A 20366-nucleotide genomic window follows, 5' to 3' on the forward strand; every position below is an offset into this window, starting at 1 on the left:
GACACGCGCCCAGGTGTGTCGAATGTCCAGGGATTTGATTCTGCGGCTCTCCTGGTGACATGTTAATATCTTCGAAAATTTGTCAGGTAACAGCGGTGAGACATGATGAAAATCGGGGTAATTCAACCAGATACGCTGCGTCAGAAGGTTGAGGACACCGTTCGTCGCGCGATCATGTCCGGTTTGTATCTCCCGGGCGAACGGTTGATCGAACGCGAACTTTGCGAAGATCTCGGGGTAAGCCGAGCTTCGGTTCGCGAAGCGTTACGGCGCTTGGAAGCGGAAAAACTCGTCGAGATTATCCCGTACAAAGGTCCTATCGTTGCCACTATTTCGCGAGAAGAGGCGCGCCAAATATATGCGCTTCGTGCAGTTTTGGAAGGCTATGCTGCGCGAGAGTTTGCACTTAAAGCTTCGGATGAGATGATCGAAGAGTTTTCGCAGGCAGCTCAAGAGTTGGGGCGTGCGGCACAGAACAACAGCCGTGAGGAGGTGCTTCAAGCCAAATCGCGACTGTATGACACCATGCTAGGAAATTGCGGTAACGAACTTGTCTGGGAAATCCTGCGGGGGCTGTACTCCCGGATCAACATGTTGCGTGCGACTTCCCTTATAAACCCAGACCGGCTTCCCAAGAGCCTAGAGGAAATTGACACTTTGGTTCAAGCTTTTCGGGATCGAGATGCGGAAAAGGCTCAAGAGACGGCTAGTATGCACGTCATGAATGCTTGTGAGGTTGCATTGCGGAATCTTGACTCTAAAGCAGGCTTAAGTGGCCAAAAATCTTCGTGATAGAAGCTATCGTGTGGTGATCGGTTACTAACTCATGCGTTTCGTCAACCCACTGCAATTTTTAAGAATCCAGTGGGAGCGTATGGAGAACCTTCCTTCTGGTCTGGGGCTGCTATCAATGTGAGGGACTTCTGCTTCGCGCATTGCTCGGCATATTCTACAGGTGGTAAATAGGCCAGCGAGCTATGCGGTCTGACGTGGCCCAACACCTGATAGCTCGGGCAGGGCAGGAGCGGTGGGCTATCTCTAGCCCCATACAGCGCCTAGCATGCCTTGCCGAGAGTGTCAGTATTCCTGATGCATCCCTGGTTTCTCCCCAGAGCGGTCATTTCGGTGCAGCGGGGCTGTCGACCTGTCACTGGCGCTCGGCATCTTGCATGAGATCGCCCATCCAATCCACGAAGGCCCGCACGATGGGCGACAAGTGGCGGTTGTGTGGGTACAAGACCGATATGGGCACGTTCGGCGCTTGGATGTGGCCTAACACTCGCTGCAGCTGGCCGCTGCGTAGGTGAGGCATCACCATGTAATTTGCCGCACGTATCAGCCCCAAGCCTTCCAAGCCGCAAGCGATGTAGGTCTCGGTGTCGTTGACGATCAGGTTCTCGCTCATCCGTATGACTTGCTCTTCATCGTTTACCACGAAGCGCCAATCCATGGAGCGGCCCTGGTGCCCGGAGAGAAAACCGACAGCATGGTGGTGTTTCAAATCTTCCACCGAGTGAGGCTCACCATGTTCTTTGAGGTACTCGGGCGAGGCGCATGTCACCCACTCGAAGCTGGCAATGCGACGCGCCACCAGGGTAGGGGAATCCTGGGGGACGCCGGCACGAATGACGCAGTCGATGCCCTCCGGAACCAGCTCCACGGTTCGGTCGCTCAAGATCAGGGTCAATTCCACATCGGGGTAACGGGCCTGAAATGGCTTGATGGCAGGCAGTACGAACAGCTTGGCCATCGAGGCAGTCATGCCGACTCGAAGCTTGCCGCTGAGCCGTTCATCACTGCCACGAAGGCCTGCCTCGACAGTCTCCAGTTCGGCCAGTAGTCGGTGGCAGTGCTCGTAGTAAAGACTTCCATCCTGGGTCAGGTTCAAATGCCGTGTGGTGCGCTGGAGCAGTTTCACGCCAAGGTGATTTTCCAACTCCTTGATGGCGCGAGTGACCGTCGAGGGAGGAAGGGCCAGGTTCTCCGCGGCTTTACTGAAGCCGTGCATCTCAACCACACGGACGAATATCTGCATGGCTTGAAGTCGATCCATGTATTAGGCTCCCTGGCTTCCTGTAGCCTATGCCCGAATGCTGGTTGCTTTCGGGCGTAGGGGGTCAAAACTCGGCTGTCTCCGGATCTGGCCCCAGTCGGCCATCCCGACGATCCAGCCCGGCCAGCTCATTCATTTCGCTTGGTGTCAGTGCAAAGTCGAATAGCTGGAAGTTCTCTATAATGCGTTCCGTTCGCACGGATTTCGAGATAGTGGCAAGGCCACTGTCGAGGTGCCAGCGCAGGATAATCTGAGCCGGACTTTTGCCATGTCGCTTGGCGAGCTCCCGGATTCGCGGATGCTCCAATGGAGATGCGGCGGGATCCGGATTCTGCCACCACAAGCCCAGTGGGCTCCAGGACTGGGTCACTATGCCTTGTTCACGATGAAACGCTCTTAGTGCTTTCTGCTGGAAATAGGGGTGCAGTTCGACTTGATTGACCACCGGAGTCACGGCTGTTTCTCTCATCAAGCGCTGCAGTTGGCCAATCGAGAAATTACAGACACCGATGGTACCGACCCGACCCTCATCGCGCAGGCGAATCATTGCCCGCCACGTTTCCACATAGGCATCGCGAGTGCGTGAAGGCCAATGCATCAGATACATGTCAATCCTCTCGAGGCCGAGCTGTTGCTGGCTGGCATCGAAGGCGCGTAGGGTTTGATTATAGCCATGATGTGTATTCCAGACCTTCGTGGTCACGAAGATATCTTCTCGCGCTACTCCGCTGTCGCGTATCCCTTTGCCGACCCCTTCTTCATTTTCATAAGCCTCTGCCGTGTCAATCAGGCGATATCCGGTTTGCAGGGCGTGACTGACCAGGGCGGCGCTATTTTCCTTCGGGACCTGCCACAAACCGTAGCCCAATGCAGGCATCCGTGTGCCATCGTGAAGCGTTAGGGAATAAGCTGTTTTCATGGGTCGACTCCGTATAAACACGATGGAAACTAGCATAGTCGATTACGCAGCGGCGTTTAATTCCGTTTCCTGAAAAATTGATTTTCAAAAAGTGAAATAGAGGTGTGAGTTATTTCTATTTTCGTGATTCTGTTTTTCAGAGAGAGCTGTTATAAATCCATGCGCCAGCGCATATCCTGCATGTGAGTCGTTTCGGGTGATTTTCGATTAAGTCATCCGATTTCACCGTAACTTGAAGATCTCATCGATCTCAGGAGAGGCACATGCCCATCAATGAAAAAACCAGTGTTGGAAACATCCTTATCCTTGGAGCCGGTCAGCTCGGCATGCAAGTGATCAAAAACATGGCATCCAGGGTCAGCCCTGACAGTGTCCGCGTCCTTGTAGAACCTGGCTTCACCACATCGCCGGATAAGTACAAGGAAGAAGCGACGGAAGAGCTCGGTAAGCTTGGGGTAGAGATCTTACCCTTCGATCTGTCCGACGGCACTGAGGCGAGCCTTGCCGAATTGTTTGCAGAGTTTCATACGGTCATCTGCTGTACGGGTTTCGCGGCAGGAGCCGGCACACAGATGAAGGTTACGCATGCGGTTTTAGCCGCTGGAGTCAATAGGTATTTCCCCTGGCAGTTCGGGGTCGATTACGACATCGTTGGAAAAGGAAGTGGCCAACCTGTATGGGATGAGCAATACGAGGTGAGGAAACTATTGCGCTCGCAGGAAGCAACCGAATGGGTCATCGTCTCGACAGGAATGTTTACGAGCTTCCTGTTCGAGCCTGACTTCGGTGTCGTTGACCTGGAAACCGGCACCGTCCGCGCACTCGGAAGCTGGGATACGCGTGTCACCGTCACGACTCCCAAAGATATCGGCCTTCTGACGACCGAGATATACCTTGAAGAGCCTCGCATTCGCAACGAAGTGGTCTTCGTGGCAGGAGATACCCTCTCATACGGCCAACTGGCTATGATCGTCGAAGAGGCAACGGGAAAGGCCGTCAAGCGCGTTGCGTTATCCCTTGAAGAGCTCGATGAGCAACTCTCTCAGTCGCCGGATGATGTCATGCTTCGCTACCGCAAGGCATTTGCTCTCGGTACAGGCATGTGGTGGGAAAAATCAAAAACGTATAATCATGCAAAAGGCATTTACACTGTCGATGTGAGAGCATGGCTCCATCGTCATTTGCGAGATAAGCGCTGACCATCATTTTGAAGCAACAGGAAACTTGCAACCGTATGGGGCCATCCGTGGCCCCATACGGCATTTAGCATGCCTTGCCGAGAGTGCCGAGAGTGTCAGTGCGGCTACGCCAGTATCTCGTTGAACTCCAGCACGTTGCGGTCGGGGTCGCGGATGAAGCAGACGCTGCGACGTCCGTGGCCCATGGTGACCGGTCCTTCGGTAATCTCGATCTCCTCGCGTGCCAGCCAGACTACCAGTTCGTCCATGCTCTCGACGATGAAAGCGGCGTGGGTGTAGCCAGGCCGTTTGATCGGCGCGTCCAGCAGCACGTTGCCTACTTCGGCGGGCTCGCCGTTGTAGATCAGGTGAATGCGCAGGCCGGTGGGGTGCACGAGCCCGCAGGCCTTGGCCTCGGGGGCGAACTCCTCGGGATCGCGCAGGAAACCCAGCTTGGCGTAGAAGGCTTCGGCGATGGCGAGATCGGTGACGCGAATACCGATATGGTCGAGGCGTAGGGTGTCGAAACGCATGGTGATGGCTCCTGGTGGAAAGGGGATGGTTCAGGCCTCGAGCCCGGCGCGGGTGCGCTGGAAGGGGACGAAACCGGGCAGGCTTTCGATCTGGCGCAGCCAGGCCCGCACGCTCGGGTAGCCGGAGAGGTCCACGTTGCCCTCGGGGGCACGTTCGACGTAGCTGTAGAGCGCGACGTCGGCGATGGTGGGCTGTGCCGTACCGGCGATCCAGCGCTGGCCTTCCAGCGTCTTTTCCATCACGGTGAGGGTGGCGTGGGCACGCTCGATCACCTCTTCGGCACGGAAGGGTGCGCCGAATACGGTGATCAGCCGGGCGGCGCAGGCGCCGTAGGCGATCTTGCCGGCCGCCACAGAGAGCCAGCGCTGCACCCGCGCCTCGTCGGCGGGCTCGGTCGGCAGCCAATGAGAAGGGCCGATCTTCCTGGCCACGTAGACGAGAATCGCCAGCGAATCGGCGATGACGGTGCCGTCGTCGTCGAGCACCGGCACTTCGCCGAAGGCGTTGAGGGCGAGAAATTCCGGCTGCTTGTGGGCGCCGGCGGCGAGATCGACTTCGATCAGCTCATGCTCGACCCCGGCGAGGGAGAGGAACAGCGCGGCGCGATGCGCGTGGCCTGAGAGTGGGAAATGGTAGAGCTTCATGGGATTGTCCTCGGGGTTCTTATCTGTCTTTCGCATTCTGGCTCTCGCCCTTGGTTGAGAGAATCCGTCAAAATCGCACTTTATCATTGCGGTTTTCGACGATAATGCTCGGTGGCGGGCTGGCGAGGGCGAGGAGGCGCGATGGACAGGCTGCGAACGCTGAGAACCTTCATCTGCGTCGCGGAGCAGCAGAGCTTTGCCGAGGCGGGGCGGCGGCTGAGCATGTCGCCCACCACCGTGACGCGGACCATCGCGGCGCTGGAGGCGAGCCTGGGGGCTCGGCTGCTGATGCGCACCACGCGCAGCGTCCGGCTGACCGAGGAGGGTGAGCTGTTTCTGGCGCGATGCCGGGCAGGGCTCGCCGAGATCGACGAGGCGGTCGACAGCGTTCGGGGCGGCCGCTCGACGCCGCGCGGCACCCTGACGGTAACGGCGCCGGTCATGTTCGGCCGGCGGCATGTGCTGCCGGTGGTGACCGAGTTGCTGCGGCAGTATCCCGAGCTGCAGGTCAGGCTGCTGTTGCTGGATCGGGTGGTGCGCTTGGTGGAGGAGGGGATCGATGTTGCCGTGCGTATCGCCGAACTGCCGGACAGCTCGCTGCACATGCTGAGAATCGGCCAGGTGCGGCGGGTACTGAGCGCAAGCCCGGCCTATCTCGCCGCGCGGGGCAGGCCGACATCCCTGTCCGATCTGCGCGAGCATGATCTGATTCTGATCGAGGATGAGGCCGTGTCGTATCGTGGGCTGGGCGTCGACGATGTTCGGCGTTCCGGGCGCTCCGCCAGGCTATCGGTCAACCACATGGACGCCGCCATCGCCGCTGCGGTCGCCGGGCTCGGCGTGGTGCGCACGCTCTCTTACCAGGTCGCCGAGGAGGTCGCGGCGGGGCGGCTCGAGACCCTCCTGAGCGACGACACCGCTCCCGCGTTGCCCATCTCACTGCTGTTCCAGAGCGGTCGCCGGGACCACCCGAACGTGCGCGCCTTCATCGATGCCGCTAGGCAGCACTTGCAGGGGGTATCGCTGTAGCGGTGCGGTGGCAATGCCGCGCGGATCACGGGCTGGACGAACAGCAAGCCTCAGGGCAGTAGCTTCCTGATCAACTCCTCCCGCTCCATCTCGAGCATTTCCCCCAGTATCGGGTCTTCCGCCGGGGCCTCACTGGCCTGCCATTCCAGCAATAGCGCTTCGGCCTGGGGCGAGCCGGCCAGACGGGCTGCCAGGATGTGGTTGGCCTTCGGGCGGTCATCCGGCTCGCCGGCCATCACGTAGGCGGCTTCCACCTCCGCATAGCACGCCAAGGCATCGTCCGTGGCTCCTTCCAGACGCTCGTGCACCATGCAGCGCAGCAGCATGCCTCCCTTGTGCAATCCCTCTTCGTGAAGTTCATCCAGGTCGCGCCTGGCTTCCTCGTAGCGGCCCAGGCCGGAAAGCAGGTTGGCGCGGTGACTGCGCAGTTCGGTGTTGTCGGGGTGGCGCTCCAGTCCCTCGTTGTAGATCGCCAGCGCGTTTTCGAGCCGCTGCGTATCGCCACTGGCTTCCATCAGCGCGGCACCGGCTCGCTCCAGATAGTGCGCCGGCGGCTCGCCGCTGGCTGGCGAGCAGGCGGCAAGCAGTAGGGTGACGAATACGACCCTGCCAGTCTTCGGTAAGCTCATCCTCAATCCCTCGGTCGTTCTCCCTATTGAAATTCATTATTGTTCGCCTGGAGCGCTGGGTCATGAATGAGCGAGGGGTTGAGATATGGCTTACAACAATTTCAGCCAAGGCTTACAAGGGCCCGTTCGCGATGGCCGCGGCTTATCTCAAGCGATGTACGAGCAAAGATAGAGCTAGACGACTGGTCTAATTGGATGTATGGTTGCCTCATGAGCGCTTCCACGACCGAAACCAACGATGTCCGCGAGAGCATTCTTGCCAATGGCCAGCGAATCATGGCCGGTAAGGGCTTTTCCGCCGTTGGCATCAACGAGATTCTGACTGCTTCTGGTGTTCCGAAGGGGTCGTTCTATCACTACTTCGGCTCGAAGGACGCCTTTGGGGAAGCTCTGCTCGAAAGTTACTTCGAGGACTATCTGGCCGATCTGGATGCCACGTTGAGCGCGCCGGGCCTGAATATGGCCCAGCGGCTGATGGGCTACTGGCAAAACTGGCAGGAGATGCAGTCCTCTCTGGACTGTCAGGGCAAGTGTCTGACGGTGAAGCTGGGCGCGGAAGTTGCCGACCTGTCGGAAACCATGCGTCTGGCGCTCAAGCGTGGAACGGCCGGTATCATCGATCGCCTGGCACGTGCTATCGAAGCCGGTGTGGTAGAAGGCTCGCTGTCCGTCGATGATACGCCCGATGCCGCAGCACAGAGCCTCTACCATTTATGGCTAGGTGCCAGCGTGATGGTAAAGGTCGCCCGCAATACCCAGCCTTTCGAGATGGCCATGCGGACCACTCGGCAGATTCTGCATCTTCCCTACTGACCGGAAGGAAGGATGCAGCCGCACTTCTCAGGAGGTGCATTTCTATGTTCACTTTATAGACGACCGGTCTAATTTATTTCTTATTCTCGGCTTGGAGAAACAGCATGAAAGTTCTGATGGTTTTGACCTCGCATGATCAACTCGGCAACACTGGCCGCAAGACCGGCTTCTGGCTTGAGGAACTGGCCGCTCCTTATTATGTCTTCAAGAATGCCGGTGCCGAGATCGTACTGGCCTCGCCCAAGGGTGGCCAACCGCCGCTCGATCCCAAGAGCAACGAGCCGGATTTCCAGAGCGACGACACCCGCCGCTTCGAGGCCGATGCGCAGGCGATGGCTCAACTGGCTGAGACCGTGCGCCTGGATAGCGTGAATCAAGCCGACTTCGATGCGGTGTTCTATCCGGGCGGCCACGGTCCGCTATGGGATTTGGCCGAGGACGGGCACTCGATCGCATTGATCGAATCCTTCCTCGTCGCGTGCAAGCCGGTAGCGCTGGTTTGCCATGCGCCGGGCGTGTTGCGTCATGTCAAGAAGCCCGATGGCCGACCGCTGGTAGAAGGCAAGCAAGTCACCGGCTTCACCAACACCGAGGAAGCGGCGGTAGAGCTTACCGAGGTGGTGCCGTTCCTGGTCGAAGACGAACTCAAGGCCAAGGGCGGCAATTTCTCCCGCGGAGATGACTGGGCACCCTATGTCGTCAGCGACGATCTGCTGATTACTGGCCAGAACCCGGCGTCTTCGACCCCGGTTGCGGAACTGCTGCTCGAGCAGCTGGGCGCGAGAAACTCCCCTTGAGTGACTAGGCGGTGATAACCGCGGGCGTGTGGCCAACCCGGCGAGATGAATATCTACGCCTGGTTGGCACGCTCGCATGCGAAGGACGCGACATCGGATGTCTGGCCTTCGCATCCTCTTCGATGATGCCCCGTGGGCGCAACGCGTCGCGCTTCGGCGGCGCCTGGAACAGGCGGCCGTATTCCCGCGTGAAGGATGCTATGGGAAATGAAGGCGCGGGCGCGTGGGCAACGGCTCGCCAGTGGTCAGGTGCGAACCACTGTCAGAAGAATTCGGCTCAAGAACACTCTAGTAAACTATTGATCTCAATATCGATAGAGTTCTCTGCTACGACCCGGACGGGATAGCCGAATGCCTTGCCCAGTGGGGCCAAGGCGACACGCAGGGATAGCGCAACGGTTGGGTTCGTAACGACGACGATGCTACCTGCGCACACTTGCTTGAGTCGTTCACGGTTACGTTTGAGCCACAAGACGGCGCGCTTTCTCTCTTCTTGAGCGGCTTCCTGCCCCTTGCCCGGTACCTCGCGCGTCAGCAGGACGAAACGGTCGCCTTGGTGCAGTAAGCCATCCAGTTCCGATTCCCAGTTGGAAGATCCAACAGAAGATACCCAAACCCTTGGAAAGTGGCTGGTGTCGATATGCATATGACCCCCTCTGGAGGATTGCAGTCAAGGATGAGCTGCGGCGATTCGTTGCTTGATTCCTGCGATGAGCAAGTCTAGGCCAGTCTCAAAACGAGCATTGAAATTCTCTGAAAAGATCGCTTCGCGTGCGGCCCAGCTGTATGGGTATTTTTCTCGCGCCGAGTCGAGGAAAGCTTGCTTGCGTGCAGCCAGGTCCAGAGTGCTTTCGGGACCCAGTGCTTGCTCCTCCATCACGAGGCCCAGCACATAGTAGGTCACGGTGAAACTGGAGGTGGCGGCGAGTTCCGCATCTGCCCCCGCTTGCATAAAGGCGGAGATCATGGCTTCGCCAGTGCGCAACACGTTGTCGGTAACGACATAGGTGCCGGCGAATACTCGTGCGCCATCGCGGTGCTGCAACAGAGCGAGTCGAAGTTCTACGGCGACTTGTCGAACGCGTTCCTCCCATGGCTGTCCTTCAGGTAGATCCCGTGCCACAGCGTCAACCAGGGCATCGGCCATTCCATTGATAAGCGACTGTTTATTCTCGAAGTGCCAATACAACGAAGGGGCTTGTATCTGGAGCGCTTGTGCCAGCTTGCGCATCGTCAGTCCTTCAATCCCATACCGATCGAGCAGCGCCAGTGCGGTCCCAATGACCTTGGTGCGTTCGATTCTAGGTGCCTTTGTCGCCATGTTCTTTCTCTTCGAGGGTTGACATCTAACACTGTTAGTTTAGCATGTAGCCTGTCGACTAACAATGTTAGATTGGTGCTGATAAATGAGATACCTCTGGAGCCTGGTATTCGTAGTTGCGCTTTCGGGCTGCGCCAGCATGGGGGATGTAGGTAATCCTCGAGCCACTTTGCATACCCCCGAATCACTTGGGGCCATGGATACGGGGTGGCATCGGCCATCACCGCATTGGTGGGGGCGTTATCATGATCCCGGGCTGAATGCGTTGATTGATCAGGCGCTTTCCCAGAGCCCTGACATACGGTTGGCTCAAATACGCGTGTCACAAGCGGCTGCGGTCGTTGATCAAGCCGGTGCGGAACGTGGTCCCAAGGTGGATGGAAGTGCCCGTGCAACGCGGAAACGCTATGCAGAGCAATACGATGCCGACGCGCCTTTGGCGGGGCACTATGGATCGGCTTATGTCCTTGGAGCTGAAGCCCGCTATACCTTCGATTTCTGGGGACGCCAGCGCGCGGCCTTGAACGTAGCGCTGGGCGAAACGGCAGCACGGCTGGCCGAGGCGCAAGATGCCAAGGTTTTGCTCACCAGCCAGATTGTCAAAAGTTGGCTTGAACTATCCAGGCTGCTGGAGTTGAGGACGTTAACCGAGGACGCACTCGAGATGCGCACTCGGGCTCTTCGTATTGTCGAGTCCCGAGTTCGGGAAGGGCTCGACACGGAGGTTGAACGCTGGCAAGCCGAGGGCGAACTGCTCGCTACGGAACGCGACATCGCCGAGCTTGATGAATGGATCGGCTTGCAGCGAAATACGTTGGCAACCTTGGCGGGGTTGCCGATGGATGCGTTGGTCGATGCGGTGCCAAACGTTGAGCCAACACGGCACTCCCTGCCATCGTCAATACCTGCTGAATTGATTGGCCAGCGTGCCGATGTGGTGGCGGCGCGTTGGCGAGTGGAGGTTGCCACTCAGGGCGTTGAAGCGGCCAAAGCCAATTTTTATCCCAATATCAACTTGCGCGCTTTCGCCGGCTTGGCTCGACAAGGCCTATCCGTGGGCCTGTCCGACTGGTTGGATGCAGGTAGCCGCACTTACAGCATTGAGCCCGCCATCAGCCTGCCTATTTTCGACGCTGGCCGGTTGCGTGCACAACTAAAAGCGCAAGCGTCGGAGCTTGATGCCGCAGTTGAAACCTACAACCAAGCGTTGCTGACGGCTATCCGTGATGTGTCGAATCAGTTGGTCTCGTTGGGTGCGCTGGAACCACAAGCTCGAGCTCAGGAGCGAACCCTGACTGCCAGGCTCGCCGCATTCGATCTCGCCGAGCGGCAGTACGCGTCTGGCTTGACTGACTATCTGACCGTGCTGAATGCCCGAAACGCCTTACTTCAGGCACGTAAGAAGCAAGCGGATATAAGGTCGCGAGCCTTGGTGCTTGACGCCGAACTCCACCGCGCTCTGGGCGGCGGTTTCGATACCTCGAACGCAAACATGAATTTCACGGGGTGAGTCATCATGAATACGCCTGAAGTGAGTAAGCGGCAGTCCTTGGTTCTTCGCTTGGCGCCATGGGTAGGATGTGTTGCCATTATTGTATTAGTGGTGATGGCCACGACGAACTGGCGTTACTGGACAAGCAATCGAACTGTTCAAACGACTCAGAATGCCTTTGTAAAGTCCGATTTCGTGACATTAAGTGCCAAGGTTTCTGGGTATGTCAAGGCATTGCCAGTAGGCGACTACCAAGCCGTCCAGGCTGGTGACCTCATTGCGCAGATCGATGATACCGATATCCGACTCAGGATTTCTGCCAGAGAAGCGGCCCAAGCCAAGGCTCAGGCCGATCTGGATAACCTTGATAGAGAGGTTGCCCAGCAGCGTGCTCGCATTGAACAGGCGCGGGCCAAAGTACGCGCGGCCGAGGTAAGGGTAAATCAGTATCGCACTAGCCCAGAACGCCAGTCTGAACTTGTCCGGGAGGGGGCGCTTTCCCGCCAAGTGTTCGAAAGAGCACAGGCGGACTTGGACCACGCCGAAAGTCAACATGATGAGGCGATTGCAGAATTGGAATTGGCAAACGCTTCGCTGGATGTTCTAGAGGGGCAGAGGGTCGTTCGTCGCGCTGAATTGGATGCGGCCACCGCCGATCTCGAAGCTGCTCGACATGACCTTGACTATACGCGAATCGTAGCATCCTTCGATGGCGTCATTGGGAAAAAGCAAATACAGCTTGGCAGTCTGGTTACCTCTGGAACACAGGTCGTTTCTCTCGTTCCATCAGCGCGGCCTTACATCATCGCCAATTACAAGGAGACGCAGCTCGCCCGTGTGATGGCCGGTCAGCCGGTTGAACTGACTGTCGATGCATTGCCCGGAATAAAGCTCCATGGCCGTGTTGCGGAAATCTCGCCCATGAGTGGTGCTGAAACCTCGTTGTTGCCGGCTGATAATGCTTCGGGGAATTTTACCAAGGTTGTGCAGAGAATACCTGTTCGTATTGAACTGGATCCAGGGCAGGAAGCTATTTCTAAGCTGCTTCCGGGAATGTCAGTTAAAACTGATATCAATACCAAAGGAGAACCGATAACACCCTATCCGCCCATCTTGTCAGAGGCGGTAAGTCTTGCATCGCACGAGGGAGCGGAATACCCATGAGGCTCTTAGGCATGCTTTCCAATCCCAACCGACCTCGGCCCGTTATGACGGTGATGGCAATTTTTCTGGGAGCGGTGCTGACAACCCTGCAGGGGCGGTTGTTTTCCATGGCGTTACCCGACCTGCGTGGTCAGTTTGGATTGGATGTGCTGGAGGCTGCGTGGCTGGGCACGGCACTCAATGGTGCTCAGTTGGTGACGATGCCAGTGGTGCCTTGGCTTGCCATGGTGATTGGTCCGACTCGCGTACTGGTGGCCCCCAGCATGCTTCTAGGCTTGGCCACCTTGCTAATCCCCGCGTTCGCGCAGAACTATCCGATGCTGCTGATCCTGCATTCTATCGTAGGGTTGTGCTTGGGTATTTACCTCCCTCTGACGATTTCTTTGGCGCTACGCAATCTACAGCCACAATTCTGGCTCATGGTCATGGCAGCCTATAGCCTGCGTGTCTCAACGGGTATGGATGCGGGGGTCGGCGTCTCGGGGTTTTTCGTGGAAGAGATCAGTTGGCACTGGGTCTACTGGACAGCGAGTATTGTCGCACCGGTGATTGCTCTGCTGACGTGGAAAGCGATACCGCTGACGCCCGTCGAACGTGAAAAATGGCATCAAGTGGATTGGGGAGGCATGGTGCTATTCAGCAGTGGATTGGTGCTGATTTTTATTGGTCTTGAATCCGCCGAGCGCTTGGGGTGGTGGGGCTCAGGGCTCGTCGTTTCCGCTTTGGCAGGTGGGGGTGTGCTTTTTTTCTCTGCCGTTATGCGTGCAGTAATAACCAAGGGAAACAGGTTTGGCGATCTTATCGGGCTGAGCAACTGGAATGTCAGAATCTGCATGGTGATTGCCTGCTTATTTGGTGTTCTGATGACACCTACGTCACTGCTTATTCCGACTTTTCTTCAAGAAATGGGGAGCCTCAAACCACTGCAGGTCAGTACTGCTACTTTCATTGCATTCGGCGCTTATCTGGCCTCGATACCGTTGGCTATCTTCCTGGCTAGGCGGATAGAGGCACGGCTGCTAATTATTCTGGGACTGACGATGATTGCCATCGTCGCATGGATGGGGGGCTTCATCAACCACAATTGGAGAACGGACCAGTTTATCTACATGCTCATTTTCCAAGCCCTGGGTGAAAGCATTATGCTGATTGGCTTGATTGCTGCTTTCGTCACGAATATTAATCCGCAGCATACGGTAGCGCTGGGTGCTTATATCCCGATCGCCCGTGTAATGACCCCGGTCGTGGCAGGCACCGTGATGTCAACCTGGTTACGGATGGCAGGGGATGCGAGCCGTACATCACTGAGCCTGTATTTGCAGGCGGGCGATCCTGCCGTTGTTGAGAATCTCTCGAATATGGGGTTTACGGGGATCGCCCATGTGCTGACGCGTGAAGCGCTGGTGCTTGCGCATATAAGCGGGTTCCATTTGGTGTTCTGGGTCAGTGTTTTTGCACTGGTTCTGGCTACCCTGCTGCGTTCATCACCTCCTAACCCAGTCACGCCGCCTGTAGCTACTTTGGAAAAGGCCTAGTGGTTGATTGCCAAGACATGGAATCGCAGTTATTAACTCGGCGATACGGCTTTCGCTGGCAATACTGGGGATGGCTGGGAGTGCGAGCATGGGCTGTGAACACTCGATTGTTCTCGAACCCGCTGAGCATCACGCTTCGGCGGCGCCTGGAACAGGCGGCCGTATTCGCGGGTGAACTGCGAGACGCTCTCGTAGCCCACCTCGAAGGCGGTCTTGCTTGCCGAGAAACCTTCGTCGAGCATCAGCCGGCGTGCTTCGATCAGGCGCAGTCGTTTCTGATATTGCCCCGGCGTCAGCGTGGTCATGTGCTTGAAGTGCTTGTGAAACGAGGTGAGGCTCATGCCGGCTTCCGCCGCCAGTCGTTCCACAGGCACGCGTGAGCGGTACTCGGCCCTGAGGATGGCGATGGCGGTGGCGAGGCGGCCGGCGTGGCTGTCCGGATCCGCCAGTGTGCACAAGACGGTGCTGTGAGGTCCCGACAGCAGCCAGTAGTGCAGCTCCCGCATGATGCCCGGGCTCAGCAGCGGTGCCGCTTCGGGGCGGTCCAGCAGTTGCATCAGTCGTGATGCACAGTTGAGCAGCGCGGCTTCGGTGTCTACGGCGAACAGCGTGGGCATCTCGGATGAGCGCTGCGGGCGGGGGCTACCGAGATGGGCGGTGAGTTCGCGCAGGATCGCCATGTCCAGCTCGACTGCGATCGCCAGGTAGGGCTCGTTTCGGCTTGCTTGAACAATCCGGCCAACGACCGGCATGTCGGCGCTCACCATCGCGGATTGCCCGGCATGGAAAACTCGCTCTTCCTTCCCGACGGTCAAGTGCTTCGCCCCCTGCAGCACCAGGCATACCAGCGGCTTGTAAACCGAATGCAGTTCACCGGACGGCGCCTCGATGCACATCATGCGCAAGCCTGGCAGTGGGGTCAGGGCCAGTCCCCTGTCGTTGGCGTGGCGGTGGGTATAAGCCCGGACAGCTTGCTTGAGCGAATCCATACCTGTCTCCCGTGATTCCTGCTAGAACCTACCATGGCGGCGCCGCGATGGCACCGACTCGACAGGATCGGGCAAGTTTTACGCAGGTGTCGGCAAGTCTTGGTACCGCCAAGCCGTCAAAATCACTATGACGCGGCCAAGGTCTCAGTGCCTTCGGCCACCACCCGAGAGAGGACGACATAGTGAAAACATCGGAAAACACAATTCTCATCACCGGGGGCGGTTCCGGGATCGGCCGGGAACTTGCCCGGCGCTTCAACGAACTGGGTAACGTCGTGATCGTCGCCGGGCGGCGCAAGGAGACGCTGGAGGAAACCATTGCCGGCCGACGCGACATGCACGCCATGGTGGTTGACGTCGAGGACCCGGAGGCCATCGCTGACTTTGCCGAGCATGTCGTCGCCGAGCATCCCGGCCTCAACGTGTTGATCAACAACGCCGGCATCATGCGGCGCGAGGCGTTGTCCAGGACCCGTGACCTGCGCGATGCGGAGCGGACGATCACCACCAACCTGCTTGGCCCCATCCGGCTGACGAATGCGTTGACCGATCATCTGGTCGGTCAGTCGGACGCGGCGATCATGAACGTATCGTCCGGTCTGGCCTTCGTACCGCTGAGCGCCACACCGACCTACAACGCCACCAAGGCCGCCATCCACTCCTATACGGTCTCCCTGCGGGAACAGCTCAAGGGCAAGGTCGAGGTCATCGAACTTGCCCCTCCGGCGGTGCAGACCGAGCTCACCCCTGGCCAGTCGACCCGGGAAGGCTACATGCCGCTGGCCGATTTCATCGAGGAGACCATGGCGCTGTTCCGCCAACAACCAACGCCCAGAGAAATCCTGGTGAAGCGGGTCGACTTTCTGCGCTGGGCGGAGCGTGACGGACACTTCGACCAAGCGGTCGAAATGCTCAACGCCTACTAGGGTGCCACGGTTCAAGGAGCCGCATCATGACAGCATTCACGCTCAACGGGCGTGCGGTAGAGGTTGCCGCCGCGCCGGATACGCCACTGCTCTGGGTGATCCGGGAGCAACTGAAGCTTACCGGCACCAAGTACGGTTGCGGCATTGCGCAGTGCGGTGCTTGCACGCTGCATGTCGATGACGAGCCGGTACGTGCTTGTGTCTTCCCACTATCTGCCGCCGAGGGCCGGTCCGTCACGACCATCGAGGGGCTGTCCGAGGAGGGGGCTCATCCCGTCCAGCAGGCCTGGGTGGAGCTGGACGTACCGCAGTGCGGCTACTGCCAGTCGGGGCAGATCATGAGCGCGGCCGCTCTGTTGGCGCGCAATCCGAGCCCCTCCGATGCGGAGATCGATACGGCGATGGCCGGCAATCTGTGCCGCTGCGGTACTTACGTGCGTATCCGGGCGGCCATTCACCGTGCCTCCGAGGCTTGACGAGCACCGCATTCCATCGATTGCTTTCCATCCCTCTCACCCGAGGCGCAGGTAGAACGATGAAACTCCAAGATGTCTCCCTTACCCGCCGATCCTTCCTGGCCGGAGCCGTCGCCGCCGGCGTCGCCCTCGTCGTTCCCCTTCGGCTGCCGATATGGGCAGGGCAGGGCGAGGCGGCAGGCCTCTCGCAGGCCTTCATCCGCATCGATACGAGCGGCCAGGTGACCTTCCTGCTGCCTACCAGCGAAATGGGCCAAGGAACCCACACGGGGCAGGCTCAGATCCTAGCCGATGAGCTGGGCGCCGACTGGTCGAGTATCGTAGTGGGCATGCCGAACCAGCCGACGCCCGACTACCGGATTCCCTTCATCGGCCAGATGCGCTCCGTAGGCTCGTTCGGCATCCGTTTCTGGCACGACCCGTTGCGCCTCGCGGCCGCCCAGGCACGGGAGATGCTGACACAGGCGGCGGCCGAGCGGCTCGGGGTGGCGCCCGCGGCCTTGCATGCCGAGAACGGCTTCATCGTCCATTCCGGAAGCGGCCGGCGGATTCCCTTCGGCGAGCTGGTGGAAGACGCCTCGTCGCTGCCGGTGCCGGAGGAACCGACTCTGCGCCCCGAAGACCAGCGAACGCTGAGCGGACGCCGGGTGCCGCGCCTCGATACGCCGGAGAAGGTAACGGGAAAGGCGGTGTACGCGGTGGACGTCGAGCGCGAAGGCATGCTGTATGGCGCCGTCCGGCTCGCCCCTGTCTTTTCCGCCGACATCGAGGCGTTCGACGAGAGCAGCGTCGCCGGTATGCCGGGCGTGGTCGCGGTGGTGCGCGTGCCGCGCGGCGCGGTGGTGGTCGCCGATTCCTGGTGGCAGGCCAAGCGGGCCGCCGATGCGCTCGGCATCACTTTCACCGCCACGGATGCTGACGCACTCTCCACCGAGGCGATCGACACGATGCTGCGCGAGGCGCTGGACCGGCCCGACGTTCCCGTCTCCACCCTGCGCGGCGATGCGGAGGCGACGCTCTCGACCGCCGGCCAGGTCGTCGAAGCCGAGTACTCGGTGCCGCTTCTCACCCACATGAGCATGGAGCCGATCAACTGCACCGCCGAATCCACCGAGGAGCGGACGGAGCTGTGGATCGGTACCCAGGGCCAGGATGTCGTTCGCATGACGCTCGAGAACGCGTTGCAGCTGCCGGCCGAACGGCTCTTCATCAACACCACCTATCTGGGGGGCGGCTTCGGTCGCAAGACCCATGGCGAGATCGCCCTTCAGGCGGCGCTCGCCAGCCGCGCCGTCAATGGCCGGCCGGTCAAAGTGCTCTGGGCGCGCGAGGACGACGTTCGGCAGGGCCAGTACCGCCAGACGATGAGGTGCCGCTTCCGGGCGGCCCTGGACGATGCCGGCAACATCACCGGCATGCGCATCCGACTCGCCGGGCCGCAGATGGGCCGCGAATATGGCATGGATCCCGAGCAGATGGCGCAGGCGACAGGCAACCTTGCCAATTTCGATCCCTTCTCGCTCGGCGGGCTGTCGGATATGCGCTATGTCATCCCCAACTTCGTCGTGGAGCACGCCGTGGTCGATCTGCCGATCCCGCTCTGCCCCTGGCGTTCGATTGCCCACTCCTTCAACGGCTTCTTCTTCGAAAGCTTCATGGACGAATGCGCGTCGGCAGCGGGCCGCGATCCGCTGGAATTTCGCCGCCGCCATAGCGAAGGGCAGGAAAGAATGCTCGCCGTTCTGGATCGGGTCGCCGAGATGTCGCGATGGGACGAGCCGGCTCCGGAGGGAGTCGCACGCGGCCTGGCGGTGGTCGAGAGCTACGGCTCCTACGTCGCTCAGGTGGTCGAGGCTCGCGTCGACGACGATGACATCAATGTGGAGCGAGTCCATGTGGCTATCGACTGCGGGCATGCGATCAATCCGGACCAGGTGGAGGCGCAAATGCAGGGCTCTGTCATCGATGCGCTCGGTGCGGCATTGCGACAGCGAGTGACGATCCGCGACGGCCGTGCCGAACAGTCGAACTTCCACGATTACCCGCTGCTGCGCATCGGGGAGGCGCCGGCGGTGGTGGTGAGTATCGTCGAAATCGGCTCTCCCTTGGGAGGCGTGGGAGAACCGGGCGTTCCCCCACTCGCGCCGGCGCTGGCCAACGCGCTGTTCGCCGCCACGCAGCAACGGATCCGCCACCTGCCATTGGCCGATCACATCCAGGTCTAGCGTTGGCGAATGCCGACCTGTCGAGGCCCGCTATGAATCTTGAACATGTGTATCTGGAACATGCACAGGACGTCCTTTGCCAATGGCTCGCCTGGTGCAGGGCGGGTGAGGTCGCACTCGTCGTCGTGACGGCGACGCAAGGCGGCGCGGTGCGCATGCCGGGTGCCCTGATGGCCGTGTCCGCCACTGGCCAACGATGCGGCTATATCTCGGGCGGCTGCATCGATGCGGATGTGGTGAATCATGCTCGGCAAGCGCTTCGCTCGGGGCGGGTCGAACGCCTGCGATACGGCAATGGCTCGCCTTTCATCGATATGCCGCTTCCCTGCGGTGGGGCGATAGAGATTTGCGTCCTTCCCAAGGCAGAGGCCGGTATCCTGCGGGCGTGCCACGAGCGGCTTGCTTCGCGTCAGCCGGTGACGCTCAATCTTTTGCCATCCGGCGATCTCTGGTTGGGACACTCGACCGTGGCAAGCGCGTCGTCCTTCCGCTATACGCCCAAGCTCCGCTTGCGCATCGCCGGGCGCGGAGCCGACAGCCTGGCGCTTGTCCGGCTCGCCATGGCAAGCGGTATCGAAACCGAGCTGCAACTCCGCGAGGATGCCGAAGCCCACGAGGCTCGGCGTTTGGGAATCGATAACGTCACGCAGCTGACGCTGCCCTCGACGCTTCCGGCGCTGAACGACGACCCCTGGACTGCCTTTCTCCTCGCCTTTCATGACGTCGATTGGGAGGAGCGACTTCTTGCCCAGGCCCTTGAAGGCCCCGCCTTCTACATCGGTGCCGTTGGCAGCAAGACGACTCATGCCCGACGTTGCGAAAGGCTTCGTGCGGTTGGTTTCACCCAGAGACAGATCGGACGAATCCACGGCCCTGTTGGCCTGCTTCCCTCAATGCGCGAGGCGTCGACGCTTGCCGTATCCGTTTTTGCGGAGATCGTCGAAGCCTATCAGCGCAAGGTGCGATGCCCCTTTGCCTCGACGGCACTCGTACTGTTGGCCGCAGGGCAGTCCCGTCGCTTTGAAGAGGGCGACAAGCTCCTGGCGCGGTTGCGCGGGCAGCGCGTCATCCAGCGTGCCGCAGCAGCACTCCAGGGGCATGATCTTGCCGCTCGTATCGCGGTCGTCGGCCCTGATCAGGCCACGCGAGCGGTGGAGCTGCGCGCCGCGGGTTGGACCGTCGTGGTCAATGCACAAACGGAGAAGGGCTTGTCGACCTCCCTGGCCGCCGGCATCCGTGAAGCCGGCCAATGCCAGGGCGTCGATGCGGCCCTGGTCTTGCTCGCCGACATGCCGAACGTGCCCGACGCCCATCTCGTCGACCTGCGCGATGCCCTGACGCCGGAGCGCAGCGCGGTCATGTCGCTGTCGGGAGCGGTCCATTCGCCACCGGCGCTCTTCGATCGAGCGGTCTTCGACAGCTTGACCGGCCTGGCGGGCGATGCCGGTGCCGGCCAGCTATTTCAGTCACTGGCGCATACGGCCACCGTGGCCATTCCCGCGGATTGGGCGCTTGACGTCGATACACGGGAGGACCTGATGAAGGTACAGGCGGAATCGGACCGCTTTGCCGAAACCACTTGAATGGGCCGTGGGCAGGACCCTGGACCACTTCGGCCAGATCGATGGCGTCTTCAACAATG

At 59.7% G+C, this 20366-nt stretch carries 20 protein-coding genes; 12 read left to right on the forward strand and 8 right to left on the reverse strand.

Features of this window, described 5'->3' with window-relative positions:
• Positions 1–105 precede the first annotated feature (105 nt).
• Complete coding sequence (locus tag HOP51_RS15405; protein WP_234274799.1) at positions 106–792, forward strand: GntR family transcriptional regulator; 687 nt, start codon at positions 106–108, stop codon at positions 790–792.
• 355 nt (positions 793–1147) lie between these two features.
• Here the strand turns inward: HOP51_RS15405 and HOP51_RS15410 are convergent, their stop codons facing one another.
• Both HOP51_RS15410 and HOP51_RS15415 read right to left on the reverse strand, forming a co-directional pair.
• On the reverse strand, positions 1148–2053 hold the full coding sequence (locus HOP51_RS15410; protein WP_234274800.1) for a LysR family transcriptional regulator: 906 nt from the start codon (positions 2051–2053) through the stop codon (positions 1148–1150).
• Positions 2054–2117: 64 nt separating this feature from the next.
• On the reverse strand, positions 2118–2972 hold the full coding sequence (locus HOP51_RS15415) for an aldo/keto reductase (protein WP_234274801.1): 855 nt from the start codon (positions 2970–2972) through the stop codon (positions 2118–2120).
• A 263-nt stretch (positions 2973–3235) separates the two neighbouring features.
• On the opposite strand from HOP51_RS15415, the gene HOP51_RS15420 reads away from it, so the two are divergent.
• Positions 3236–4171: an aromatic alcohol reductase gene (locus HOP51_RS15420; protein WP_234274802.1), complete on the forward strand. Its 936-nt coding sequence runs from the start codon at positions 3236–3238 to the stop codon at positions 4169–4171.
• A gap of 104 nt (positions 4172–4275) precedes the next feature.
• Here HOP51_RS15420 and HOP51_RS15425 read toward each other — a convergent pair whose 3' ends face one another.
• Together HOP51_RS15425 and HOP51_RS15430 are read right to left on the reverse strand one after the other, a co-directional pair.
• Positions 4276–4683: a VOC family protein gene (locus tag HOP51_RS15425; RefSeq protein ID WP_234274803.1), complete on the reverse strand. Its 408-nt coding sequence runs from the start codon at positions 4681–4683 to the stop codon at positions 4276–4278.
• A 30-nt stretch (positions 4684–4713) separates the two neighbouring features.
• Positions 4714–5364 (reverse strand): glutathione S-transferase family protein, encoded by a 651-nt coding sequence (locus HOP51_RS15430; RefSeq protein ID WP_234274804.1) that lies wholly within the window; start codon positions 5362–5364, stop codon positions 4714–4716.
• A 105-nt stretch (positions 5365–5469) separates the two neighbouring features.
• Between HOP51_RS15430 and HOP51_RS15435 the strand changes: the two genes are divergently transcribed.
• The gene (locus HOP51_RS15435) at positions 5470–6357 is read left to right on the forward strand and encodes a LysR family transcriptional regulator (protein WP_234274805.1); all 888 of its coding nucleotides are present in this window, start codon (positions 5470–5472) and stop codon (positions 6355–6357) included.
• Between the two features lie 50 nt (positions 6358–6407).
• On the opposite strand, the gene HOP51_RS15440 is transcribed toward HOP51_RS15435, so the two are convergent.
• Positions 6408–6986: a tetratricopeptide repeat protein gene (locus tag HOP51_RS15440; RefSeq protein WP_234274806.1), complete on the reverse strand. Its 579-nt coding sequence runs from the start codon at positions 6984–6986 to the stop codon at positions 6408–6410.
• Positions 6987–7196: 210 nt separating this feature from the next.
• On the opposite strand from HOP51_RS15440, the gene HOP51_RS15445 reads away from it, so the two are divergent.
• Together HOP51_RS15445 and HOP51_RS15450 are read left to right on the forward strand one after the other, a co-directional pair.
• On the forward strand, positions 7197–7799 hold the full coding sequence (locus HOP51_RS15445) for a TetR/AcrR family transcriptional regulator (protein ID WP_234274807.1): 603 nt from the start codon (positions 7197–7199) through the stop codon (positions 7797–7799).
• A 104-nt stretch (positions 7800–7903) separates the two neighbouring features.
• The gene (locus HOP51_RS15450; RefSeq protein WP_234274808.1) at positions 7904–8596 is read left to right on the forward strand and encodes a type 1 glutamine amidotransferase domain-containing protein; all 693 of its coding nucleotides are present in this window, start codon (positions 7904–7906) and stop codon (positions 8594–8596) included.
• Between the two features lie 277 nt (positions 8597–8873).
• Here the strand turns inward: HOP51_RS15450 and HOP51_RS15455 are convergent, their stop codons facing one another.
• Together HOP51_RS15455 and HOP51_RS15460 are read right to left on the reverse strand one after the other, a co-directional pair.
• Positions 8874–9242, reverse strand: a complete 369-nt coding sequence (locus HOP51_RS15455; RefSeq protein ID WP_234274809.1) for a hypothetical protein — start codon at positions 9240–9242, stop codon at positions 8874–8876.
• A 24-nt stretch (positions 9243–9266) separates the two neighbouring features.
• Positions 9267–9917: a TetR/AcrR family transcriptional regulator C-terminal domain-containing protein gene (locus HOP51_RS15460; RefSeq protein WP_234274810.1), complete on the reverse strand. Its 651-nt coding sequence runs from the start codon at positions 9915–9917 to the stop codon at positions 9267–9269.
• Positions 9918–10002: 85 nt separating this feature from the next.
• Here HOP51_RS15460 and HOP51_RS15465 point away from each other — a divergent pair, with 85 nt between their 5' ends.
• The 3 genes from HOP51_RS15465 to HOP51_RS15475 are packed head-to-tail and all read left to right on the forward strand — an operon-like array spanning position 10003 to position 14108.
• Positions 10003–11427: an efflux transporter outer membrane subunit gene (locus HOP51_RS15465; RefSeq protein WP_267957766.1), complete on the forward strand. Its 1425-nt coding sequence runs from the start codon at positions 10003–10005 to the stop codon at positions 11425–11427.
• Between the two features lie 6 nt (positions 11428–11433).
• A complete protein-coding gene (locus HOP51_RS15470) occupies positions 11434–12573 on the forward strand; it encodes an HlyD family secretion protein (protein ID WP_234274811.1) in 1140 nt (379 codons plus the stop codon).
• An 11-nt stretch (positions 12574–12584) separates the two neighbouring features.
• Entirely contained in the window at positions 12585–14108 is a 1524-nt protein-coding gene (locus HOP51_RS15475) for an MFS transporter (protein ID WP_234274812.1), read from the forward strand.
• Positions 14109–14140: 32 nt separating this feature from the next.
• Here HOP51_RS15475 and HOP51_RS15480 read toward each other — a convergent pair whose 3' ends face one another.
• Entirely contained in the window at positions 14141–15097 is a 957-nt protein-coding gene (locus HOP51_RS15480; RefSeq protein ID WP_234274813.1) for an AraC family transcriptional regulator, read from the reverse strand.
• 182 nt (positions 15098–15279) lie between these two features.
• On the opposite strand from HOP51_RS15480, the gene HOP51_RS15485 reads away from it, so the two are divergent.
• Genes HOP51_RS15485 through HOP51_RS15500 form a run of 4 tightly spaced genes read left to right on the forward strand, consistent with a single transcriptional unit; the run spans position 15280 to position 20307 of the window.
• Positions 15280–16023 (forward strand): SDR family oxidoreductase, encoded by a 744-nt coding sequence (locus tag HOP51_RS15485; RefSeq protein WP_234274814.1) that lies wholly within the window; start codon positions 15280–15282, stop codon positions 16021–16023.
• Positions 16024–16049: 26 nt separating this feature from the next.
• Entirely contained in the window at positions 16050–16499 is a 450-nt protein-coding gene (locus tag HOP51_RS15490) for a (2Fe-2S)-binding protein (protein WP_234274815.1), read from the forward strand.
• A gap of 59 nt (positions 16500–16558) precedes the next feature.
• Positions 16559–18724, forward strand: a complete 2166-nt coding sequence (locus HOP51_RS15495) for a xanthine dehydrogenase family protein molybdopterin-binding subunit (RefSeq protein WP_234274816.1) — start codon at positions 16559–16561, stop codon at positions 18722–18724.
• Between the two features lie 32 nt (positions 18725–18756).
• A complete protein-coding gene (locus HOP51_RS15500; RefSeq protein ID WP_234274817.1) occupies positions 18757–20307 on the forward strand; it encodes an NTP transferase domain-containing protein in 1551 nt (516 codons plus the stop codon).
• Positions 20308–20366 lie beyond the last annotated feature (59 nt).

The organism is Billgrantia zhangzhouensis (genome assembly GCF_021404465.1).
GTDB lineage: Bacteria > Pseudomonadota > Gammaproteobacteria > Pseudomonadales > Halomonadaceae > Halomonas > Halomonas zhangzhouensis.

Bases quoted from the DNA above. Each gene is read 5' to 3' on its own strand.
- HOP51_RS15435 (WP_234274805.1), top strand. From the start codon at position 5,470: ATGGACAGGCTGCGAACGCTGAGAACCTTCATCTGCGTCGCGGAGCAG.
- HOP51_RS15440 (WP_234274806.1), bottom strand. From the start codon at position 6,986: ATGAGCTTACCGAAGACTGGCAGGGTCGTATTCGTCACCCTACTGCTT.
- HOP51_RS15460 (WP_234274810.1), bottom strand. From the start codon at position 9,917: ATGGCGACAAAGGCACCTAGAATCGAACGCACCAAGGTCATTGGGACC.
- HOP51_RS15495 (WP_234274816.1), top strand. From the start codon at position 16,559: ATGAAACTCCAAGATGTCTCCCTTACCCGCCGATCCTTCCTGGCCGGA.
- HOP51_RS15475 (WP_234274812.1), top strand. From the start codon at position 12,585: ATGCTTTCCAATCCCAACCGACCTCGGCCCGTTATGACGGTGATGGCA.
- HOP51_RS15500 (WP_234274817.1), top strand. From the start codon at position 18,757: ATGAATCTTGAACATGTGTATCTGGAACATGCACAGGACGTCCTTTGC.
- HOP51_RS15405 (WP_234274799.1), top strand. From the start codon at position 106: ATGAAAATCGGGGTAATTCAACCAGATACGCTGCGTCAGAAGGTTGAG.
- HOP51_RS15420 (WP_234274802.1), top strand. From the start codon at position 3,236: ATGCCCATCAATGAAAAAACCAGTGTTGGAAACATCCTTATCCTTGGA.
- HOP51_RS15415 (WP_234274801.1), bottom strand. From the start codon at position 2,972: ATGAAAACAGCTTATTCCCTAACGCTTCACGATGGCACACGGATGCCT.
- HOP51_RS15470 (WP_234274811.1), top strand. From the start codon at position 11,434: ATGAATACGCCTGAAGTGAGTAAGCGGCAGTCCTTGGTTCTTCGCTTG.
- HOP51_RS15410 (WP_234274800.1), bottom strand. From the start codon at position 2,053: ATGGATCGACTTCAAGCCATGCAGATATTCGTCCGTGTGGTTGAGATG.
- HOP51_RS15450 (WP_234274808.1), top strand. From the start codon at position 7,904: ATGAAAGTTCTGATGGTTTTGACCTCGCATGATCAACTCGGCAACACT.
- HOP51_RS15455 (WP_234274809.1), bottom strand. From the start codon at position 9,242: ATGCATATCGACACCAGCCACTTTCCAAGGGTTTGGGTATCTTCTGTT.
- HOP51_RS15445 (WP_234274807.1), top strand. From the start codon at position 7,197: ATGAGCGCTTCCACGACCGAAACCAACGATGTCCGCGAGAGCATTCTT.
- HOP51_RS15465 (WP_267957766.1), top strand. From the start codon at position 10,003: ATGAGATACCTCTGGAGCCTGGTATTCGTAGTTGCGCTTTCGGGCTGC.
- HOP51_RS15490 (WP_234274815.1), top strand. From the start codon at position 16,050: ATGACAGCATTCACGCTCAACGGGCGTGCGGTAGAGGTTGCCGCCGCG.
- HOP51_RS15480 (WP_234274813.1), bottom strand. From the start codon at position 15,097: ATGGATTCGCTCAAGCAAGCTGTCCGGGCTTATACCCACCGCCACGCC.
- HOP51_RS15425 (WP_234274803.1), bottom strand. From the start codon at position 4,683: ATGCGTTTCGACACCCTACGCCTCGACCATATCGGTATTCGCGTCACC.
- HOP51_RS15430 (WP_234274804.1), bottom strand. From the start codon at position 5,364: ATGCGAAAGACAGATAAGAACCCCGAGGACAATCCCATGAAGCTCTAC.